The sequence below is a fragment of the Amycolatopsis sp. NPDC004378 genome, from assembly GCF_053602455.1.
In genome coordinates this window covers 198,881-220,077 of sequence record NZ_JBSGDR010000017.1, presented here as the reverse complement: position 1 = coordinate 220,077, position 21,197 = coordinate 198,881, and the positions used below count along the sequence as shown (strand labels likewise).

The following is a 21,197-nucleotide window of genomic DNA, read 5'->3' as shown; positions in this document are numbered from 1 at the left end:
GCCAGCGGACCGTGCGCGAGCAGCGCCCGCACCACCGGCGAGTACCGCGGGCGGTAGTCGTCGAGACCGATGTCGGCGAGGAACTTCGTCCTCCAGCAGGGCGCGGTGGTCCACCCGCGCGACGACCTCCGGCGGCACCCGGCACGAGGGCGGGAACACCGCCGGCGGCACGGGCTTCGTGCAGTCGAAGATCAGCTTCGTCTCCATCGGGCCCTTCTCGTCCCGGTTGTGCCCGTAGGTCACCGGGTTGAGCTGGCCGCCGAGGAAGCCCGGCATGATCGTCAGGTCGCGGTCCGCCTGGAAGCGCGTCGCCAGGCACCACAGGGTCTCGACCTCGTTGAACACGTCGACGTCGTCGTCCACCACGAACACGTGCTTCAGCAACGGGTCCACGGCCAGCGCCGCGCACGCCGCGAGCTTCGGCTCGCCCTCCACGCGCTTGCTCATCGACAGGTACAGGTGCGAACGCGCCATGCCCGACAGCGGCAGGTGCACCCCGGTCACCGAGGGCACCGCTTCGGTGACCCGGCGGTGGATGCTGCCCATCCGAGGGAGCCCGCCGAGCATGCTGTGCTCGGTGTGGGCGTTGAACACGTCGACGAAGATCGGCTTGCGGCGCAGGGTGATCGCGGTGATCTTCACGTACGGCTGCGGGCCGGTGCGGGTGTAGAACCGCGGGTACTCGCCGAACGGGCCTTCGACGGCCGTCGCGTCCGGGTCGGTGTCGATCACGCCTTCGATGACGATCTCCGCGTGCGCCGGCACCTCGAGGCCGACCGTCTTGCAGGGCACCATTTCCAGCGGCTCGCCGAGCAGGCCGCCGACGACGTCGAGCTCGCCGCCGATGCCCTCCAGTTTGGACACCGCGCCCATCAGCAGCGCCGGGTGGTGGCCGATGACGAGCGCCACCTCCATCGGCTTCTTCTGCTCGCGCAGCTTCCGCAGCACGTAGGCGGTGTGGTGGGCCGGGTTCACCTGGATGCCGACCTGGTCGCGGCCCTGCGCCTGGTGGCGGAAGATGCCCGCGTTGATCTTGCCGCTGTCGGGGTCGCGGCAGAGGGTCACCGCCGAGGTGATGTACTTGCCCGCGTCCAGTTCCTGGTGCTTGAGCAGCGGCAGCCGGCCGACGTCGATGTCGTCGCCGGTGAGCACGACTTCCTGCACCGGCGCGGTCGCCACGGTGACCGGCTTGATCCCCGAACCCTCGCGCCGGGCGTATTCGGCCACCATGGTGTGGATGTCCGCGCCGATGCTGCGGGCCAGCCGTTCGTAGGTGCCGTGCAGGTTGATGAGCACCGGGATGTCGGAGCCGCCGACGTTTTCGAACAGCACCGCGGGGAAACCGGGGTACGCGGGGTCGTCCTCCATGCGGTCGACGACGGCGGTGACCTCGAACTCGGGGTCGACCTCCTTGCGCACGACCTTCAGCTGGCCCGGGTCCAGCTCGGCCAGGAATGTCCGCAGATCCTTCGCCATCAAACGCCTTCCGTTCGCACCGGTGGCTCGCGAACCGAGTATCGGGCGCGCGCCGGGAGCGCGGAGAGCGCACGCCGGAAGAACTAGGGGAATGCTTCGTTGTGCCGCAGGTCCGGGCGCCGGCCGGGGTTCGGCGGTGCTAAATGGTCCTGTCCACGAACCCGCGCGTCGTCGTACGTCAGGAGAACGACATGACCGTAACCGCAGCGCCGCCCCGCGAAGCCGCGGCGGCCGACCTGGCCCGGTCCTGGGCCGAGGATCCCCGGTGGCGCGGCGTCCGCCGCGACTACTCCGCCGCGGACGTCCTCCGCCTGCGCGGCAGCGTGACCGAGGAGCACACGCTGGCCCGCCTGGGCGCGGAGCGGTTGTGGAGCCTCCTGCACACCGAGGACTACGTCAACTCCCTCGGCGCGCTCACCGGCAACCAGGCCGTGCAGCAGGTGCGCGCCGGCCTGAAGGCCATCTACCTCTCCGGCTGGCAGGTCGCCGCCGACGCGAACCTCTCCGGCCACACCTACCCGGACCAGAGCCTCTACCCGGCCAACTCGGTCCCGCAGGTCGTCCGCCGGATCAACAACGCGCTGCTGCGCGCCGACCAGATCAGCTGGGCCGAGGACGAACCGGACGCCCCGCACTGGCTGGCGCCGATCGTCGCGGACGCCGAGGCCGGTTTCGGCGGCGTGCTCAACGCGTTCGAGCTGATGAAGGGCATGATCGCCGGCGGCGCCGCGGGCGTGCACTGGGAAGACCAGCTGGCCGCGGAGAAGAAGTGCGGCCACCTCGGCGGCAAGGTGCTCATCCCGACCGCCCAGCACGTCCGCACGCTGCAGGCCGCGCGCCTGGCCGCCGACGTCTGCGACGTCCCCAGCCTCGTCATCGCGCGCACCGACGCCCAGGCCGCGAACCTCATCACCAGCGACGTCGACGAGCGCGACAAGCCGTTCCTGACCGGCGAGCGCACGCCCGAGGGCTACCACCGCGTGCGCGGCGGCATCGAGCCGTGCGTCGCGCGCGGCCTGGCCTACGCGCCGTACTCGGACCTGCTGTGGATGGAGACGTCCAAGCCGGACCTCGAGGTCGCGCGCCAGTTCGCCGAGGCCATCAAGGCCGTGTACCCCGACCAGTTGCTGGCCTACAACTGCTCGCCGTCGTTCAACTGGAAGCAGCACCTGGACGACGCGACGATCGCGAAGTTCCAGCGCGAGCTCGGGCACATGGGCTACAAGTTCCAGTTCATCACGCTCGCCGGTTTCCACGCGCTGAACCATTCGATGTTCGCGCTGGCGCGTGATTACGCGGAAGAAGGCATGACCGCCTACGTCGAGCTGCAGGAACGGGAGTTCGCGTCGGAGGCCGCCGGCTACACCGCGACGCGGCACCAGCGCGAAGTCGGCACCGGGTACTTCGACCTGGTGAGCACGGTCGTCAACCCGTCCAGCAACACCGTCGCGCTGATGGACTCCACCGAGAAGTCCCAATTCTACTGAGCATTTCCCCAGTCCGTTCCGTGCTAAAAACGAATCGACGCCACATCCAGCCACGCGATAAATGGAATTCAGGACGGTCGCTCATGCGCATGCCGGAAAATCTCGAAGACATGGTGTACGGAGTCTATGGAACCACTGAAATCGCGGTGAAGCCCTGCCCGTTCACGCAGGCCGAGATCGACGAGCTCGAGACCACGAACGAAATGCTCATCTACGTGCCGCAGGAGATCTCCGAGGCGCAGATGATCGAGACGGGGAAGCTCAACACCAACTTCCGCTGGGAAGTCGAGCAGAACATGATCAAGAGCCCGATGACCGACGAGTCGCACTGGCTCGTCTGCTCGGCCTCGCCGATCCCGGAGATGCTCGGCCAGAGCACCCAGGCGATTTCCCGCGTGTACGACGAAGAAGGCCTCGACGGCATGGACTTCCGCCGCTACCTGGCCTTCGTGCTGACCTACCGCCACCTGACCAACGAGTACCCCGACTACCGGCAGTGGTGCCTGCTCGTCGGCGGCCACTACGACCGCAGCGGCATCTCGCTCGTCGGCTTCGACAAGTACGGCAACTTCGGGCACCACGGCTGGATGAAGAACTTCAAGGCCAAGATGTCCGGCGGCCGTTACGTCGCCTTCGCCCCGCGCAAGCACATCAACCCCGAAACCGAGCGCCTGGAGCGCCCCCGGCGTGGCTCGCGCAACAAGGCCACGCACGACGCGGGCACCGACTGATCCGCCCGCGAACCTGGACCTGTGCCGTCACTGGAGGAAGAGCAATGGCAGAAGACGAGTGCGTGGAGATCACGCGGAAGCTCGCCGAATTCGTCGAGAAGCACCTGCTGGACGGCAAGGACGTGGGGGAACTGACCACGACCACGCCGCTGCTGGACTGGGGTCTGCTCAACTCGATCGAAACGACCCGGCTGGTCGCCTACATCCGCGAGGAGTTCTCCGTGCGGGTCCCGCCCACGGACATGGTGGCCCGGCACTTCAAGGACATCGAAAGCATCGCCGACCTGGTGACCTCGCTGCGCGCCCCGGTCGCCTGACCACCCTGTATCGGATCCAGAACGGAGAACCCGTGTCCTACGACTACGACGTCGGCATCATCGGTGGCGGCCCGGCCGGTTCCACGGCGGCGTCCTACCTGGCCAAGGCCGGCCTCTCGGTGGCCGTTTTCGAGGGCGAAACGTTCCCTCGCGAGCACGTCGGCGAGTCCCTCGTCCCCGCGGTCATCCCCGTGATGCACGACATCGGGGTCATCGGGAAGGTCGAGGCGGCCGGCTTCCCCCGCAAGTACGGCGCCGCGTGGACCTCTTCGGACACCCGCCCGACCAGCACGCTGGACTTCGACGCCGGGTCGCACGGCCTGGGCGTCGCGGAAATCGCCTACGAGGAGCGTGACCAGGACGGCGTCGACCGCGTCTACGCCTGGCACGTCGACCGCGGCCAGTTCGACTCGCTGCTGCTCAAGCACTCCGAGGAGCTCGGCGCCAAGGTCTACCAGGGCGTCCGGGTCAACCGGGTCGACTTCACCGACCGCGACCGGCCGGTGCTGCAGGCCAAGATCGGCGGCCAGCAGGTCGACGTCGCCGTCCGGTGCGTGCTCGACGCGTCCGGCCGCCAGACCCTGCTGGGCAACCAGCTCAAGGTGAAGGTGCCGGACAAGGTCTTCAACCAGTACGCGGTGCACACGTGGTTCGAGGGCCTGGACCGCGCGTCGCTGGCCCGCCGGCCCGAGGACGCCGACTACATCCACGTGCACTTCCTGCCGCAGGAGGACACCTGGGTCTGGCAGATCCCGATCACGGAGACGATCACCTCCATCGGCGTCGTCACCCAGAAGGAGAACTTCAAGAAGCACAAGGACGACCTCGAAGGCTTCTTCTGGAACTCCGTCGGCACCCGGCCGGAGATGCTGGACGCGCTGAAGAACGCCGAGCGCGTGCGGAAGTTCAAGACCGAGGGCGACTACAGCTACGGCATGAAGCAGATCGCCGGCGACTCGCTCCTGCTGATCGGCGACGCGGCCCGGTTCGTCGACCCGATCTTCTCCAGCGGCGTCAGCGTCGCGATGAACAGCGGCCGCCTGGCGGCCAAGGACGTCATCGCCGCGCACCAGGCCGGCGACTTCCGCCGGGAGCGGTTCGACAACTACGTCAACACCCTCCGCAAGGGCGTCAACATCTGGTACGACTTCATCTCGATGTACTACCGGCTGAACGTGCTGTTCACCGCGTTCATCGACGACGACCGCTACCGCAAGGACGTCATCCAGATGCTGCAGGGCGACGTCTACGACGCGGAGGAGCCGGCGGCGCTCACCGCGATGAAGGAATACGTCGCCGCGGTCGAGGCCGACCCCACGCACCTGTGGCACGGGCACCTCGGCAACCTCAAGGCGTCCTCTTCGGCGCTGGCCCTGTTCTAGGCACCTCACCGGTCGTGGGTGTTCAGGGCGGTTCCGGCCGCCCTGAACACCCACGACCGGCTGCGTCCGATCGGAGAGACCAGCCATGTCCTCGCTCGACGAGCGCACCACCGGGCCCGACGCGCCCGCGGCGACCCCGAAGGGGCGCGCGTGGATCTCCTACCTCGCCATGGTGGTCCTCCCGGTCGTGGCCGCGTTCTTCCTGCTGCGCACCGGGGGCGGCGACGGCCACCGGCCGCCCGGGCACACCGGCGGCGCGGCCGACCCGGTGGCCAAGCTGCTGTTCGCCCTGCCGGTGATCTTCCTGGCCTGCCGGCTGCTTTCGGCGGCCGCGCGACGGCTGGCGCAGCCGACGGTGATCGGCGAGATCTTCGCCGGGATCCTGCTCGGGCCGTCGTTCCTCGGCTGGGTGTGGCCCGCCGCCTACCACTGGATCTTCCCCGACTTCCTGGCCTCGACGATCAACACGTTCGCCCAGATCGGCCTGGTCATCTTCATGTTCCTGGTCGGCTACGAGCTCGACGTCGAGCTGGTCCGCCGTCGCAGCAAGGCCGCGGTGCTGGTGAGCCACGTCAGTGTCGCGATCCCGTTCCTCTCCGGGGTGCTGCTCGCGTTCGTGCTCCACCCGGCGCTCGGCGCCGGCGTGGACCGGCTGCCGTTCGCGCTGTTCCTCGCGATCTCGATGAGCATCACCGCGTTCCCGGTGCTGGCCCGGATCATCACCGACCGCAAGATGACGAAGCTGCCGATCGCCGCGCTCGCGCTCAGCTGCGCGGCCGTCGACGACATCACCGCGTGGTGCCTGCTGGCGCTCGTGGTCGCCATCGCCGGCGCCGGTTCGCTGGCCGCCACGGGACTGACCGTGGGGCTCACGATCGCGTTCTTCGCGTTCATGCTGTTCGTCGTGCGCCCGGTGCTGCGCCGCCTGTTCGCGCCGACCGAGCACGGCCAGAAGGCGCTGCCCACCACGGCGGTCGTGTCCGTGCTGCTGGCCGGGCTGCTGTTGTCGGCGCTGGCCACCAACGCCATCGGCATCCACCCGATCTTCGGCGCGTTCCTCTTCGGCGCCGTGACGCCGCGTGGTTCGCTGCCGATCCGCCAGGCCACCGAACAGATGCACTCGCTGACGGTCACCCTGCTGCTGCCCCTGTTCTTCGTCTACACGGGACTCCGCACGAAGTTCGACCTGATCGGCACCGACCCGGCGTTGTGGCTGTGGTGCGCGCTGATCGTCGTCGTGGCGATGCTGGGCAAGTGGGGCGGCAGCCTGGTCGCCGCGCGGCTGTCCGGGATCGGCAAGCGGGATTCGTGGGCGCTGGGCGCGTTGATGAACTGCCGCGGCCTCACCGAGCTCGCGGTGCTCAACATCGGGCTCGACCTCAAGGTGATCAGCCCGACGATGTTCGCGATGCTCGTGGTGATGACCTTGGTGACCACTGTGGCCACCTCGCCCGCGCTCTCGCTGATCGAGCGCCGCAAGCGCCGCGCGGCGGAGACCCTTCCCGCCGCGTAGGAGCCGGTCATGACCGAGATCACCTTCCTGCCCTACCCCGCCTACGGGCACATGACGCCGGTGCTGCCGGTGGTCGCGGAACTCGTGCGCCGCGGCCACCGCGTCACGTGCTTCACGTCCGGGGAGTTCGCGGAGCGGGTCGTCGCGACGGGTGCCCACGCCGTCCCGTACGGCTGTGACCTGTCCACCGCACAGCCGGACATCACGGACGCCGACGAGGCCGCCCGAGCGCCGTTGCACCTGCTCGAAGACACCATGGGCGTGCTGCCCGCGGTGGAGCGTGCCTTCGAACGGTCCACACCGGACCTGCTGGTGTACGACACGACGTTGTGGGCGCCGGGCCGGTTGCTGGCGCGCAAAGGGAAACTGCCGGCCGTGCAGCTTTCCGCGACCGTCGCGTCCAACGAGCACTTCTCGCTGACCCAGGAGAACCAGACCTACGGCGAGGCGGTCGACCCGGCGCACCCGGCGATCGCGAAGTTCGTCACGCGGCTGGGCGAGTACCTCGCCGACCACGGCCTCGGCGCGCTGACGCTGGAGGAGTTCTTCACCGGCGGCGACGAGTTCACGGTCGTGTTCGTGCCCCGCGCGTTCCAGCCGGCGGGGGAGACCTTCGACGACCGGTTCGCCTTCGTCGGGCCGTCGGTCGGCGCGCCTTCCGAGGCGGCGCGGTGGCAGCCGCCGGGCGACGGCCGTCCGGTCGTGCTCATCACCCTGGGCACCACCGTGAACGACCGGCCGGAGTTCTTCCGCACCTGCGCCGAGGCGTTCGCGGACCAGCCGTGGCAGGTGGTGCTGACGCTGGGGAACCGGGTGGACCCGGCGGCACTGGGACCGTTGCCGTCCACGGTGGAGGCCCATCGCTGGGTGTCGCACGCCGACGTCCTGCCGCACTGCTCGGTGTTCCTCTGCCAGGGCGGCATGGGCAGCCTGATGGAGTCGCTGTACTTCGGGGTGCCCGCGATCGTCGTGCCGCACCACCCGGAACAGCACATCAACGCCCGGCAGGTCCGCCGGATCGGGCTGGGTGCCGTGCTGGACAAGGACACGGCGACGCCCGAGCGCATCCGGGACACCGTGCTGGCCGTCGCGGGCGACGACGCCGTCCGGCGGCGCGTCCGGGTCATGCAGCGCGAGGTGCACGCCGCCGGCGGAGCGGCCCGCGCCGCCGCCGAGATCGAGGCCAGGGCCGTCACGAACCTGGCCGGAGGGAGCCGGAAGTGACTTCGCAGGAGCCGTCCTCGTTGCCCGTCAAGCGCAGCTGCCCGTTCGACCCGCCCGACGAGTACCGGACCGCGCGCGAGAACGGCGGGGTCAGCCCGCTGGCGTTCGACGCCAGTCCCGGCCCGGCCACCGGCTGGCTGGTGACCAAGCTGTCCGACGTGCGCGCGGTGCTGGCCGACGCGCGGTTCAGCCACCGCAACGACCTGGTCGCGCTCGCGGTGCCGCCGCCGTTCCCGATGGACACCTACGCACCGGAACCGGCCGCGCCGGGCGCGTTCCCGAAGATGGACGGCGCGGACCACGCGCGCTACCGCAAGCTCGTCGCGAAGTACTTCACCGTGCGGCGCACGCGCGAGCTGGTGCCGGCCGCGGAGCGGATCGCCGGTGGGCTGCTGGCCGCGATGGCCGCCCGGGGAACGGCGGCCGAGCTGGTCGCGGACTACGCCGAGCCCCTGGCCACCCGGCTGATGTGCGAGGTGGTCGGCGTGCCCGAGGCGGACCGCGAGGAGTTGCTGCACCACCTGAACGTCGTCGCCCGGATGCGGTACTCGCTCGAGGAGCTGATCGCCGCGATCACCGTGGTCGGCGGCACCCTCGAGCGGCTGGTCGACGCGGCGTTCGCCGAGCCGGGCGCCGGCATGCTCGGCGACCTGGCCCGCACGGGCGAACTGGACCGGCCGGAGCTGGTCAACCTGGCGTGGGCGCTCATCGGCGGCGGCTTCGACACCACGACGAACATGCTGGCACTGGGGACGTTCGCCTTGTTCGAGCACCCCGGACAGCTCGCCCGGCTGCGGGAAGACCCGGCGCGGTGGCCCGGCGCCGTCGAAGAACTGTTGCGGTACCTGACCGTTTCGCACCTGGGAGCCAGCCGCGCGGCGCTCGAGGACGTCGAAGTCGGGGAACAGCTGGTGCGCAAGGGCGAAACGGTCGTCGTCGCCCTCCCGGCCGCGAACCGCGACCCCGAGCGGTTCCCGGACCCCGACACCCTCGACATCGGCCGCGTGACCCAGGGGCACGTGGCGTTCGGCCACGGCGTGCACCAGTGCGTCGGCCAGCACCTGGCGCGGTTCACGATGCAGGTGGGCTTCCGGGCGCTGTTCGAGCGGTTCCCGGGGGTGCGGCTCGCCGTGCCCGCGGACCAGGTGCCGTTGCGCGACGACATGCTGCACTACGGCGTGCACGCCCTTCCCGTCACCTGGACCGCCTGAGTCCTCTAGGCACCGCACTAGACCTCACCTGTCCGCCGTGGACAGCGTTGCCGCGCCTGTGTTGCCGTGGACGTCGAGCAGCAACCGCTCGCCACAGGAAGGATTCCGCCCGCCCATGGAGCGTGAGATGCCGGGTTCCGCGACCACTCCGGGCGAGCCGATCGCCGTCGTCGGGCTGTCCTGCCGCCTGCCGGGGGCGGACGGCCCCGCCGCGTTCTGGCGGTTGCTCTCCGAAGGCCGCAGCGCGATCACCGAAGTCCCCGACGGCCGCTGGGACGCCGCCGAAGCCGGTGTCCGGCACGGCGGGTTCCTCGACGCCGTCGACCGCTTCGACGCCGCGTTCTTCGGCATCTCGCCGCGCGAGGCCACCGCAATGGACCCGCAGCAGCGGCTGGTGCTGGAGCTGGCCTGGGAGGCGCTGGAGAACGCGGGCATCGTGCCCGCGAGCCTCGACGGCGGCACCGCGGGCGTGTTCGTCGGCGCCATGTGGGACGACTACGCCGCGCTCGGGCACGCGCGCGGGACCGGGGGCGTCACGCACCACACCATCACCGGCGTCCATCGGAGCCTGCTCGGCAACCGCGTCTCCTACCTGCTCGGCGCGCACGGCCCGAGCTTCACCGTCGACTCCGGGCAGTCGTCCTCGCTGGTCGCCGTCCACCTGGCCGTGCAGAGCCTGCGCCGCGGCGAGTGCCCGGTCGCGCTCGCGGGCGGGGTCAACCTGATCTTCTCGCCGGGCAACGCCGTCACGACGGCGAAGTTCGGCGGCCTCTCCCCGGACGGCCGGTGCTTCACCTTCGACGCGCGCGCCAACGGTTTCGTGCGCGGTGAGGGCGGCGGTCTCGTCGTCCTCAAGACCCTTTCGAGGGCCCAGGCGGACGGCGACGAGATCCTGTGCGTCCTCCGCGGCACCGCCGTCAACAACGACGGCGCGAGCACCGGCCTCACCACGCCGGACGCCCGGGCCCAGGCAGCGGTCGTGCGCGGTGCCCACGCGGACGCCGGCATCGAGCCGTCCGCCGTGGGTTACGTCGAACTGCACGGCACCGGGACGAAGGTCGGCGACCCCGTCGAGGCGGCCGCGCTGGGCGACGTCTTCGGCGCGCGCGAGGAGCCGCTGCCGGTCGGCTCGGTCAAGACCAACATCGGGCACCTGGAAGGCGCGGCCGGGATCGCCGGGCTGCTCAAGGCCGTCCTCGCGGTGCGGCACGCGACGCTGCCCGCCAGCCTCAACTTCGCGACGCCGAACCCGGCGATCCCGCTGGCCGAACTCAACCTCCGGGTCGTCACCGAACCGGCCGGCTGGACCGCCGAGCGGCGCGTCGCCGGGGTCAGCTCGTTCGGCATGGGCGGCACCAACGCCCACGTCGTGCTCGAAGCGGCCGAATCCGTCGCACCTCGCGAGGCCGCCGACGGGACGGCACCTTGGCCGCTCTCCGGCCGCACCCAGGCAGCCCTGCGGGCGCAGGCCGCCCGGCTTTTGTCGCATGTGGACGAACACCCCGGACTGTCCGCTGTGGACGTCGGCTGGTCGCTGGCCACCCGCCGCACGGCGTTCGAGCACCGGGCGGTCGCCGACGGCCGTGACGGACTGCAGGCGGTCGCCGACGGGATGGCCGTCACCCAGGGCGTCACGGCCACGTCGGACGACCGCGTGGTCTTCGTCTTCCCCGGCCAGGGCGGGCAGTGGGCCGGGATGGCCGCCGAGCTGCTCGACGCCTCGCCGGTGTTCGCCGCGCGGCTGGCCGAATGCGCCGCCGCGCTCGCGCCCCACCTCGACTGGGACGTCGTCGACGTGCTCCGGCAGACGCCGGGAGCGCCGTCGCTCGACCGGACCGACGTGCTGCAGCCCGTGTTCTGGTCCGTCGCCGTGTCGCTGGCCGCCGAGTGGCGGGCCCGCGGCGTCGAACCCGCCGCCGTCCTCGGGCACAGCCAAGGCGAACTGGCGGCCGCCGCGGTCGTCGGCGCGCTGTCCCTCGGCGACGCGGCGCGGATCGTCGCGCTGCGGGCCAAGCTGCTGGCGGACCGGATGGCCGGCCACGGCGGCATGCTGTCGGTCGACCTGCCGGTCGAGGCCGTGACCGAGCTGCTGGCCGCCTACCCGGGCCGGCTGTCGGTCGGCGCGGTCAACGGCCCGTCGACGACGGCGGTCTCCGGCGATCTCGACGCCCTCGACGAACTGCAGGCCGAGCTGACCGCGCGCGAGGTGCGGTCACGCCGGATCGCGATCGCCTACGCGTCGCACTCCGCGCAGGCCGAGCCGCTCGAGGACGAGCTGCTGCGGCTGATCGCCGGGATCCGGCCCGTGGCCACGGACATCCCGTTCTACTCCTCGACGGCCGGCGGCCTGCTGGACACCGAGCGCCTGGACGAGCACCACTGGTTCGCCAACCTGCGGCAGCCGGTGCTGTTCGCCCCGGCCGTGCGCGCCGCGCTGGACGCGGGCATCGGCGTGTTCGCCGAGGTCAGCCCGCACCCGGTGCTCGTCGGCGGCATCCTCGGGACCGCGGCCCACCACGAACTCCCGGCGGCCGCGGTCGGCACCCTCCGCCGCGGCGACGGCGGCCCGGCCCGCTTCCGCACGTCGGTCGCCGAGCTGTGGACCCGCGGCGGCGCCGTCGACTGGACGTCCGAGTTCCCCGGCGCTCGCCCGGTCGATCTGCCGACGTACGCCTTCCAGCGCGAACGCTTCTGGCTGGACGACGCCCCCGAAACTGTCGGTGCCCGCCGATACCCTGGAAACCGGGGGCCGGAGGCACACCCGACGCAGCCCCAAGACCTGCTCGAAACCGTCCGCGCGCACACCGCCCTCGTGCTCGGCCACCCCGGCCCGGCCGCGATCGACCCCACGACGTCGTTCAAGGACCTCGGCTTCGACTCGATCCTCGGCGTCGAACTCGGCGAACGGCTGTCCCTCGCGACCGGCGTCAAACTGCCCGCCACCGCGGTGTTCGACCACCCGACCCCCGCCCGGCTCGCCGCGATGCTGAGCGGAATCTCCCCAGACACCCCGACCGAGGTCGCCACCGGCACCGAAGAGCCGATCGCCATCGTCGCGATGAGCTGCCGCTACCCGGGCGGCGTGCGCTCGGCGGACGACCTGTGGCAGCTGGTCGCGGACGGCCGCGACGTCATCGCGGACCTGCCCGCCGACCGCGGCTGGGACCTCGAGGGCCTCTACGACGCCAACCCGGGCAAGGCGGGCAAGACCTACGCGCGCCACGGTGGTTTCCTCACCGGCGTCACCGAATTCGACGCGGACTTCTTCGGGATCTCGCCGCGCGAGGCCCTGGCCATGGACCCCCAGCAGCGGCTGCTGCTGGAGACCGCGTGGGAGGCGTTCGAGCACGCCGGGATCGACCCGGCGACGCTGCGGGGCAGCCGGACCGGCGTCTACGTCGGCGCGACGTCGTCCGAGTACGGCCCGCGCCTGCACGAGGGCGGCGAAGGCTTCGACGGCCACCTGCTCACCGGCACCACCGGCAGCGTCGCGTCGGGCCGGCTCGCGTACGTCCTCGGGCTGGAGGGCCCGGCGCTGACCGTCGACACGGCGTGCTCGTCTTCGCTGGTCGCACTGCACCTCGCGGTGCGCGCGCTGCGGGCGGGGGAGTGCTCGCTGGCCGTCGCCGGGGGTGCCGCGATCATGGCGAGCCCGGGGATGCTCGTCGAGTTCAGCCGCCAGCGCGGCCTGTCCCGCGACGGCCGGTGCCGGGCGTTCTCGGCGGGCGCCGACGGCACGGGCTGGGCCGAGGGCGTCGGGCTCGTGCTGGTCGAACGGCTTTCCGACGCGCGCCGCCACGGCCACCCGGTGCTCGCGGTCGTGCGCGGCACCGCGGTGAACTCCGACGGCGCGTCCAACGGCCTGACCGCGCCGAACGGCCCGTCGCAGCAGCGGGTCATCCGCGCGGCGCTGGCCGACGCCGGGCTCGAACCGTCCGAAGTGGACGTCGTCGAGGCGCACGGCACCGGGACCCCGCTGGGCGACCCGATCGAGGCGCAGGCCCTGCTCGCGACCTACGGGCAGGACCGCGAACGGCCGCTGCTGCTGGGCTCGCTGAAGTCGAACCTCGGCCACACCCAGGCCGCGGCGGGCATCGGCGGCGTGCTCAAGATGGTCCAGGCCCTGCGCCACGGCGTCGTGCCGCGGACCCTGCACGCGGACGAACCCAGCCCGCGGGTCGACTGGTCGGCCGGCGCCGTGACGCTGGCTTCGGCGGCGCAGCCGTGGCCGGAGACCGGCGCGCCCCGCCGGGCCGGGGTGTCTTCGTTCGGGATCAGTGGCACGAACGCGCACGTCATCGTCGAGCAGGTCCCGGAACCCGCGGCGGCACCGGCCGCCGAGGACGGCCTGGGCGTGTGGGTGCTGTCCGGCCGGTCCGAAGACGCGGTCGCGGACCGGGCGTCGGCCCTGACGGACACCGGGCACGGCGTCGCCGAAGTCGGCTGGTCCCTGGCGTCGACGCGGACGGCGTTCGAGCACCGCGCCGCGGTGGTCGGCGATCGCCCGGAACTGCTCGCCGGTCTCGCCGAGATCGCCGAGCGGACCCCGGGGGCGGCCGTGGTCACCGGAGTCACCGGCGCGGCGGGGCGCACGGTGTTCGTGTTCCCGGGTCAGGGTGCGCAGTGGGCCGGGATGGCGGCTGGGCTGCTCGCGGAGTCGCCGGTTTTCGCCGGGCGGTTCGCGGAGTGTGCGGTGGCGTTGGAGTCTTTTGTGGACTGGTCGCCGTTCGAGATGCTGTCTTCGTTGGACCGGGTCGATGTGGTGCAGCCGTTGTCGTGGGCGGTCATGGTTTCGCTGGCGGCGCTGTGGCAGTCGTACGGGGTGACGCCGGACGCGGTGGTGGGGCATTCGCAGGGTGAGATCGCCGCGGCGGTCGTCGCGGGTGGATTGTCCCTTGAGGACGGTGCTCGGGTGGTCGCGTTGCGGAGCAAGGCCATCGCGGCCGGGCTCGCGGGGAAGGGTGGCATGGCGTCGATCGCGCTGGACGCCTCGCAGGTCCAGTCGATGCTGGACGACCGGATCTCGGTCGCGGCGTACAACAGCCCGTCGTCGACGGTCGTGGCCGGTGATCCCGCGGCGTTGCAGGACCTGGTCGCGCGCTGCGAACGTGACGGCGTCCGCGCGCGGGTGATCCCGGTGGACTACGCGTCGCACTCGGCGCACGTCGAGGCGATCGAAGCCGAGCTGCGCGAGGTCCTGGCTCCGATCGAGCCGCGCTCGGCCGAGGTCCCGTTCTACTCGACGGTCACCGCCGAGCCCGTCGACACCGCGACCTTGGACGCCGGGTACTGGTACCGCAACCTGCGTCAGCCGGTGCGGTTCCGCGAGACCGCCGACGTGCTCGCCGAGCGGGGGCACCGGTACTTCGTCGAGGTCAGCCCGCACCCGGTGCTCGGCGGTGGCCTCCAGGAGGCGCTGGACGCGGCCGTGGTCGGCACGCTGCGCCGCACCGAAGGTGGCCTCCGCCGGTTCCTGCTGTCGGCGGCCCAGCTGTGGGCGCACGGTCACGACGTCGACTGGTCGGCCCTCTACCCGAACCGGCGGACGGTCCCCCTGCCCACGTACCCGTTCCAGCGACGGCGGTTCTGGCTCGAGCCGGCCGCCAAGCCCGCCGACGACGGCCGCTTCTGGACCGCCCTCGACGACGACACGCTGGCTCGCGAACTCGGCCTCGCCGACGACACGCCGTGGCGCGACGCAAAACCCGCCCTGACGCAGTGGCGGCGCCGGGAAGGCCTGGACGGCTGGCGCAACCGGATCACTTGGCGTGCACTGCCCGAGCCGCCCGCCCCGCCGCTGACCGGCACCTGGCTCGTCGTGACGCCCACCGCGGGAGCCCTCGCGGGGCTGGGTGCGGACCTCGTCGAGGTGCTCGACACCGGCGACCGCGCGACCCTCGCCGGACGCCTGGCCGGGCTGACCCCCGACGGCGTGCTCGCCCTGCCCGGCCCGGACGACGACCCGATCCGAGCCGTCACCCGCGCGACCGTCCTGGTCCAGGCCCTCGGCGACGCCGGCATCGAGGCACCCCTCTGGTACCTGACCACCGGCGCCGTCGCCCCGCTGGACACCGACCCCGCGCCGAACCCGGCGCAGGCCGCGGTCTGGGGCTTCGGCCGCGTGGCCGCGCTGGAGCACTCCGGCCGCTGGGGCGGGCTCGTCGACCTGCCCGGGACGTGGGACGCCGACACCGCGACGCGGCTGGCGGCCGTGCTGACCGGGACGGGCGACGAGGACCAAGTCGCGATCCGGCCGTCCGGGGTGTTCGGCCGGCGGCTGGTCCCGGCGTCCCTGCGCGGCGCCACGCCCGCCCGGACCTGGGGCACGCGGGGCACCGCGCTCGTCACCGGCGGCACCGGTGCGCTCGGCAGGCACCTCGCGCGCTGGCTCCTCGACCGCGGTGCCGAGCACGTCGTCCTGGTCGGCCGACGGGGCGTGGCGGTGCCCGAACTGGGGCCCCGGGTGAGCGTCGTGGCCTGCGACGTCGCCGACGCCGACGCCGTCCGCGGGCTCCTCGACGGCATCGACGACCTGCGGACCGTCGTCCACGCGGCGGGCGTCGGCACCCTGGCCGCCATCGCCGACACCGACCCCGAAGCCGTCGCCGAGGTCCTGTGCGGCAAGGTGCTCGGCGCGCGGCACCTCGACGACCTGCTCGGCGACCGCGAGCTGGACGCCTTCGTGCTGTTCTCCTCGATCTCCGGAGTCTGGGGCGTCGCCGACCACGCCGCCTACGCCGCGTCGAACGCCTACCTCGACGCGCTCGCGCTGCGCCGTCGCGCCGAAGGCCGGACCGCGTTGTCGGTGGCCTGGGGCCCCTGGGCCGGCGGCGGCATGATCGCCGAGAGCCTGCACGACATCCTCGCCCGCCGGGGCGTCCCGGTGATCGCCCCCGACCTGGCGCTGGCGGGCCTGGGACAGGCACTCGACCACGACGACGCGTTCGTCGCGCTGGCCGAGCTGGACTGGCCCGTGTTCGCCGAGGTCTTCTCCGCGGTCCGGCCGAGCCCGCTGCTCGCCGAGCAGCCCGAGGTCAAGCGGCTGCGCGAGGAGCAGCCTGCTACCGCCGGCTGGGCCGGGCAGCTCGCCGCGCGGTCCGCGCCGGAGCGGGAAAAGCTCGTGTCCACTTTGGTCCGGCAGCAGGTCGCGGCCGCGCTCGGGCACGCCGGCCCGGAGACCGTCGACGTCCGCCGGGCGTTCAAGGACCTCGGCTTCGACTCGCTCACCGCCGTCGAACTGCGCAACCGGCTCGGCACGGCGACCGGCCTGAAGCTGCCGAGCACGCTGGTCTTCGACCACCCGACGGCCGCGAAGCTGACCGAGTTCCTCCTCGGCGAAGTCTCACCACAGTCCACTGTGGACGTGGCGCCGGTCCAGGCGGTCCGGGACGACGACCCGATCGCCATCGTCGCGATGGGCTGCCGGTTCCCCGGCGGGGTCACCACCCCCGAACAGCTGTGGACCCTGCTCACCGACGGCGTCGACGCGATCTCCGGTCTGCCCGCCGACCGCGGCTGGGACCTCGGCTCGCTCTACGACGCCGACGCGTCCCGGCCGGGTACCACCTACACCCGGCACGGCGGGTTCCTCGCCGACGCGACCCGGTTCGACCCGGCGTTCTTCGGCATCTCGCCGCGGGAAGCGACCGCGATGGACCCGCAGCAGCGGCTGCTCCTGGAGGTCTGCTGGGAGGTCTTCGAACGCGCCGGGATCGACCCGGCCGCGCTGCACGGCACCCCGGCGGGCGTGTTCGTCGGCATGACCGACCAGTCCTACGGCGCGGGAGCCGGTGGCGAGGGCGAGGACTACCTGGTCACCGGCGCGGTGTCCAGCGTCGCCTCCGGCCGGATCGCCTACCTGCTCGGCCTGGAGGGCCCGGCCGTCACGATCGACACGGCGTGCTCGTCTTCGCTGGTCGCGCTGCACCTCGCGGCCCAGTCGCTGCGCTCGGGCGAGTGCTCGATGGCGCTCGCCGGCGCGTCGATGGTGATGTCGACGCCGAGCCAGTTCCTCGGCTTCAGCCGTCAGCGCGGGCTCGCGCCCGACGGCCGCTGCAAGCCGTTCGCCGCGGCCGCCGACGGGTTCGCGCTCGCCGAGGGCGTCGGCGTCCTGCTCGTGGAGCGGCTGTCCGACGCGCGGCGCCGCGGTCACCCGGTGCTCGCCGTGCTGCGCGGCTCGGCGGTGAACTCCGACGGCGCGTCGAACGGCCTGACCGCGCCGAACGGCCTTTCGCAGCAGCGGGTCATCCGGGCCGCGCTCGCCGGCGCCGGGCTCGAACCGTCCGAAGTGGACGTCGTCGAGGCGCACGGCACCGGGACGCCACTGGGCGACCCGATCGAGGCGCAGGCGCTGATCGCCGCGTACGGGCCCGAGCGTGCCCGGCCGCTGCTGGTCGGGTCGCTGAAGTCGAACCTCGGGCACACCCAGACCGCGTCCGGCGTCGCCGGGGTGATCAAGGTGGTCGAGGCGATGCGGCACGGCCGGCTGCCGAAGACCCTGCACCTCGACGAGCCGACGCCGGAGGTCGACTGGTCGTCCGGGGTGGTGGAGCTGACCGGCGAAGACCGGGCGTGGCCCGAGACGGGCGCCCCGCGACGCGCCGGCGTGTCGGCGTTCGGCATCAGCGGCACCAACGCGCACGTGATCCTGGAACAGGCGCCCGAACCGGCTCCGGTCGAGCCACTGCCGGACACCGTCGGCATCTGGGCGCTGTCGGCTCGTTCGGAAGCCGCCGTGCGTGCGCGGGCCGCGGCCCTGACGGAGACGGAACACGGCGTCGCCGAAGTCGGCTGGTCCCTGGTCAGCACCCGGTCGGCGTTCGAGTACCGGGCCGCGGTCGTCGGCGACCGGGACGAACTCCCGGCCGGGCTGCGCGAGCTGGCCGCCGGGGGCCCGGTGAGCACCACGACCACGGGCGAGACCGTCTTCGTCTTCCCCGGTCAGGGCGCGCAGTGGGCCGGCATGGCCGTCGACCTGCTCGACGAGTCGCCGGTCTTCGCCGAGCGGATCGCGGAGTGCGCGGCCGCGCTGGCCCCGCACGTCGGCTGGTCGCTGACCGAGGTCCTGGCCGACGCGGCCGCGCTGGAGCGGGTCGACGTCGTCCAGCCGGCGTCGTGGGCCGTGATGGTTTCGCTCGCCGCGCTCTGGCGGGCGCACGGCGTCGAGCCGGATGCGGTCGTCGGTCACTCGCAGGGCGAGATCGCGGCCGCGGTCGTCGCGGGTGGACTGTCCCTCGAGGACGGTGCGCGGGTGGTGGCGTTGCGCAGCAAGGCGATCGCCGCCGGCCTCGCGGGACACGGCGGGATGGCGTGGATCGCCGCCCCGGAGCCCGTGGTCGCGCCGCTGCTGGAGCCGTACGACGGGCGCCTCTCGCTCGCCGCGGTGAACGGGCCGGGCTCGGTCGTCGTCTCCGGCGAAGTCGAAGCACTGGAAGCGCTGCTCGCCGAGGCGGGTGACCTGCGGGTCCGCCGGATCCCGGTGGACTACGCCTCCCACTCGGCCGCGGTCGAGGCCATCGAAGCCGGGCTGCGGGAGGTCCTCGCGCCGGTCCGGCCCCGGACGTCCGAGATCACCTACGTCTCCGGCGTCACCGGCACCCCGGTCGACACGGCCACGCTCGACGCTGGGTACTGGTACCGCAACCTGCGTCAGCCGGTGCGGTTCCACGACGCCACGAAGACGCTCATCGAAGCCGGGCACCGGTTCTTCGTCGAAATCAGCCCGCACCCGGTGCTCGGCGGCGGGATCGAAGAGACCCTCGACGAGACGACGGACTCGGCGGCCGTCGTCGGCACCCTGCGTCGCAACGCCGGCGACCTCCGGCGGTTCCTGACGTCGCTGGGGCAGCTGTGGGCGCACGGCCACGACGTCGACTGGGCGGTCCTGCACCCGGTCAAGCGCACGGTGCCGCTGCCGACGTACCCGTTCCAGCGGCAGCGGTTCTGGCTCGAACCGCGCACGACGGCAACGGTCGCCCGGTCCGCTGTGGACGATCTCCGCTACGAGGTCCGCTGGAGCCCGGTGACCACGCCGCGCGCCACCACGCTCGACGCGGGCTGGGTGGCCGTGGTGCCCGCCGGACGCGACTTCCGCGACCTGCTCGGCCCGGACGTCCGCGTCCTCGAAGTGTCCACCCAGGACCGCGCGGACCTGGCCGTCGAACTGGCCGCCGAAGCACCGCCGGTCGGCGTGGTTTCCCTGCTGGCCCTGGATGACGAACCGCACGCCGAGCACCCCGTGCTCACCGCCGGGCTCGCCGGGAACGTCCTGCTCACGCAGGCGCTGGCCGACGCCGGGATCGCCGCCCCCCTGTGGTTCGCCACGCGCGGCGCGGTGTCGGTCGACGCCGGTGACCCCCTCGGCAGCCCGCCCCAGGCGATGGCCTGGGGTCTCGGCGGCATCCTCGGGCTCGACCAGCCGGACCGCTGGGGTGGCCTCGTCGACCTCCCGCCGGTCGTGGACGCCGTCGTCGCCGGCCGGTTCGCGGCCGTGCTCACCGGCCACGACGGCGAAGACCAGGTGGCCCTGCGGCCGTCCGGGGTGTTCGCCCGGCGGCTGGCCCGCGCCGCGGCGTCCCCGCCCGTCCGGTGGCGGCCACACGGCACGGCGCTGGTCACCGGCGGCACCGGCGCGCTCGGCGGGCAGGTCGCCCGCTGGCTCGCCGCGAACGGCGCCGAGCACCTGGTGCTCGTCAGCCGCAAGGGCGACGACGCGCCCGGGGCCGCGGAGCTCACCGGCGAGCTGTCCGCTCTCGGCGCCAAGGTGACCGTCGCCGCCTGCGACGTCTCGGACCGCGACGCCCTGCGCGCCCTCCTGGCCGAGCTGCCGCCGGTGACCGCCGTGGTCCACACGGCCGGCGCGGTCGACGTCGAGCGCCCGATCACCGCGGTGACCCTGGCCGACTTCGCCGACCTGGCCGAGGCCAAGGTCGGCGGCGCGCGCAACCTCGACGAGCTGTGCGGCGACCTGGACGCGTTCGTGCTGTTCTCCTCCGGCGCCGGTGTCTGGGGCAACTCCGGTCAGGCCGGGTACGCGGCCGCCAACGCCTTCCTGGACGCGCTGGCCCAGCAGCGGCGCGACCGCGGGCTCCCGGCGACGTCGATCGCCTGGGGTGCCTGGGCGGGCGGCGGCATGGTCGACGAGACCGTCGGCGCGCAGCTCGAGCGGCGCGGGGTCCCGATGATGCGGCCCGAGCTGGCCGTCACCGCGATCCGGCCGTCGGTCGACGCCGGTGGCCCGGCGAGCGTCGTCGCGGACATCGACTGGGCGCGGTTCACCCCGCTCTACACGGCGTCACGGCCGCGCCCGCTGCTGCGGGAACTGCCCGAAGCGCAGGCTCAAGCCGAAGAGTCCCCTGTGGACAGTGGCGGCGAGCTGGTGCGGCGGCTGCGGACGGCGTCGGCGAGCGAACGCGGCCGCGTCGTGCTCGACCTGGTGCGCGGCGAGGTCGCCACGGTGCTCGGTTTCCCCGGCCGCGACGCCGTCCGGCCGGCGCAGACGCTGAAGGAACTCGGTTTCGACTCGCTGACCGCGCTCGACCTGCGCAACCGGCTCGGCGCGGCGACCGGCTTGAAGCTGCCCGCCACGCTCGTCTTCGACCACCCGACCCCCGCCGCGGTCGCGAAGCACGTGCTCGACGGGCTCTTCACCGAGGACAACGCGACGGACGAGCTGGACCGGATCGAGGCCGAGCTGGCCGCGCTGCCGGCCGAGCTGGTCACCGCGCGGCTGCGGAAGCTGCTGTGGAAGTGGGACGACGACCGCGGCGACGAGGACGACGAGCTCGAACTCGACACGGCGACCGACGACGAGATGTTCGCGGCGATCGACCGGGAACTCGGGATTTCGTGACTGGG

Annotated in this window: 9 protein-coding genes; 8 read left to right on the top strand and 1 reads right to left on the bottom strand. The window is 72.6% G+C overall.

Annotation, left to right across the window (positions count from 1 at the left end):
* A partial coding sequence (locus ACWEN0_RS36655) for a UbiD family decarboxylase (RefSeq protein WP_451984154.1) occupies window positions 1-1,476 on the bottom strand: 1,476 nt, incomplete at its 3' end.
* Between the two features lie 191 nt (window positions 1,477-1,667).
* On the opposite strand from ACWEN0_RS36655, the gene aceA reads away from it, so the two are divergent.
* The 8 genes from aceA (at window position 1,668) to ACWEN0_RS36615 (ending at window position 21,192) form a co-directional block, all read left to right on the top strand.
* Window positions 1,668-2,963 (top strand): isocitrate lyase, encoded by a 1,296-nt coding sequence (gene aceA, locus ACWEN0_RS36650; RefSeq protein ID WP_451984152.1) that lies wholly within the window; start codon window positions 1,668-1,670, stop codon window positions 2,961-2,963.
* Between the two features lie 110 nt (window positions 2,964-3,073).
* Window positions 3,074-3,694, top strand: a complete 621-nt coding sequence (locus ACWEN0_RS36645; protein WP_451984150.1) for a hypothetical protein — start codon at window positions 3,074-3,076, stop codon at window positions 3,692-3,694.
* Between the two features lie 44 nt (window positions 3,695-3,738).
* Window positions 3,739-4,011: an acyl carrier protein gene (locus ACWEN0_RS36640; protein ID WP_451984148.1), complete on the top strand. Its 273-nt coding sequence runs from the start codon at window positions 3,739-3,741 to the stop codon at window positions 4,009-4,011.
* A 32-nt stretch (window positions 4,012-4,043) separates the two neighbouring features.
* Entirely contained in the window at window positions 4,044-5,393 is a 1,350-nt protein-coding gene (locus ACWEN0_RS36635; RefSeq protein WP_451984146.1) for an NAD(P)/FAD-dependent oxidoreductase, read from the top strand.
* A gap of 85 nt (window positions 5,394-5,478) precedes the next feature.
* On the top strand, window positions 5,479-6,906 hold the full coding sequence (locus ACWEN0_RS36630; protein WP_451984144.1) for a cation:proton antiporter domain-containing protein: 1,428 nt from the start codon (window positions 5,479-5,481) through the stop codon (window positions 6,904-6,906).
* A gap of 9 nt (window positions 6,907-6,915) precedes the next feature.
* Window positions 6,916-8,130: a macrolide family glycosyltransferase gene (locus ACWEN0_RS36625; protein ID WP_451984142.1), complete on the top strand. Its 1,215-nt coding sequence runs from the start codon at window positions 6,916-6,918 to the stop codon at window positions 8,128-8,130.
* Window positions 8,127-9,341 (top strand): cytochrome P450, encoded by a 1,215-nt coding sequence (locus ACWEN0_RS36620; RefSeq protein WP_451984140.1) that lies wholly within the window; start codon window positions 8,127-8,129, stop codon window positions 9,339-9,341. Before ACWEN0_RS36625 ends, ACWEN0_RS36620 begins: the two co-directional genes overlap by 4 nt.
* 127 nt (window positions 9,342-9,468) lie before the next feature.
* Window positions 9,469-21,192, top strand: a complete 11,724-nt coding sequence (locus ACWEN0_RS36615) for a type I polyketide synthase (RefSeq protein ID WP_451984138.1) — start codon at window positions 9,469-9,471, stop codon at window positions 21,190-21,192.
* Window positions 21,193-21,197: the final 5 nt, after the last annotated feature.

What these genes read in the sequence shown, in the direction of transcription:
- ACWEN0_RS36630 (WP_451984144.1), top strand. Translation starts at nt 5,479, where the DNA reads ATGTCCTCGCTCGACGAGCGCACCACCGGGCCCGACGCGCCCGCGGCG.
- ACWEN0_RS36645 (WP_451984150.1), top strand. Translation starts at nt 3,074, where the DNA reads ATGGTGTACGGAGTCTATGGAACCACTGAAATCGCGGTGAAGCCCTGC.
- ACWEN0_RS36615 (WP_451984138.1), top strand. Translation starts at nt 9,469, where the DNA reads ATGCCGGGTTCCGCGACCACTCCGGGCGAGCCGATCGCCGTCGTCGGG.
- aceA (WP_451984152.1), top strand. Translation starts at nt 1,668, where the DNA reads ATGACCGTAACCGCAGCGCCGCCCCGCGAAGCCGCGGCGGCCGACCTG.
- ACWEN0_RS36640 (WP_451984148.1), top strand. Translation starts at nt 3,739, where the DNA reads ATGGCAGAAGACGAGTGCGTGGAGATCACGCGGAAGCTCGCCGAATTC.
- ACWEN0_RS36625 (WP_451984142.1), top strand. Translation starts at nt 6,916, where the DNA reads ATGACCGAGATCACCTTCCTGCCCTACCCCGCCTACGGGCACATGACG.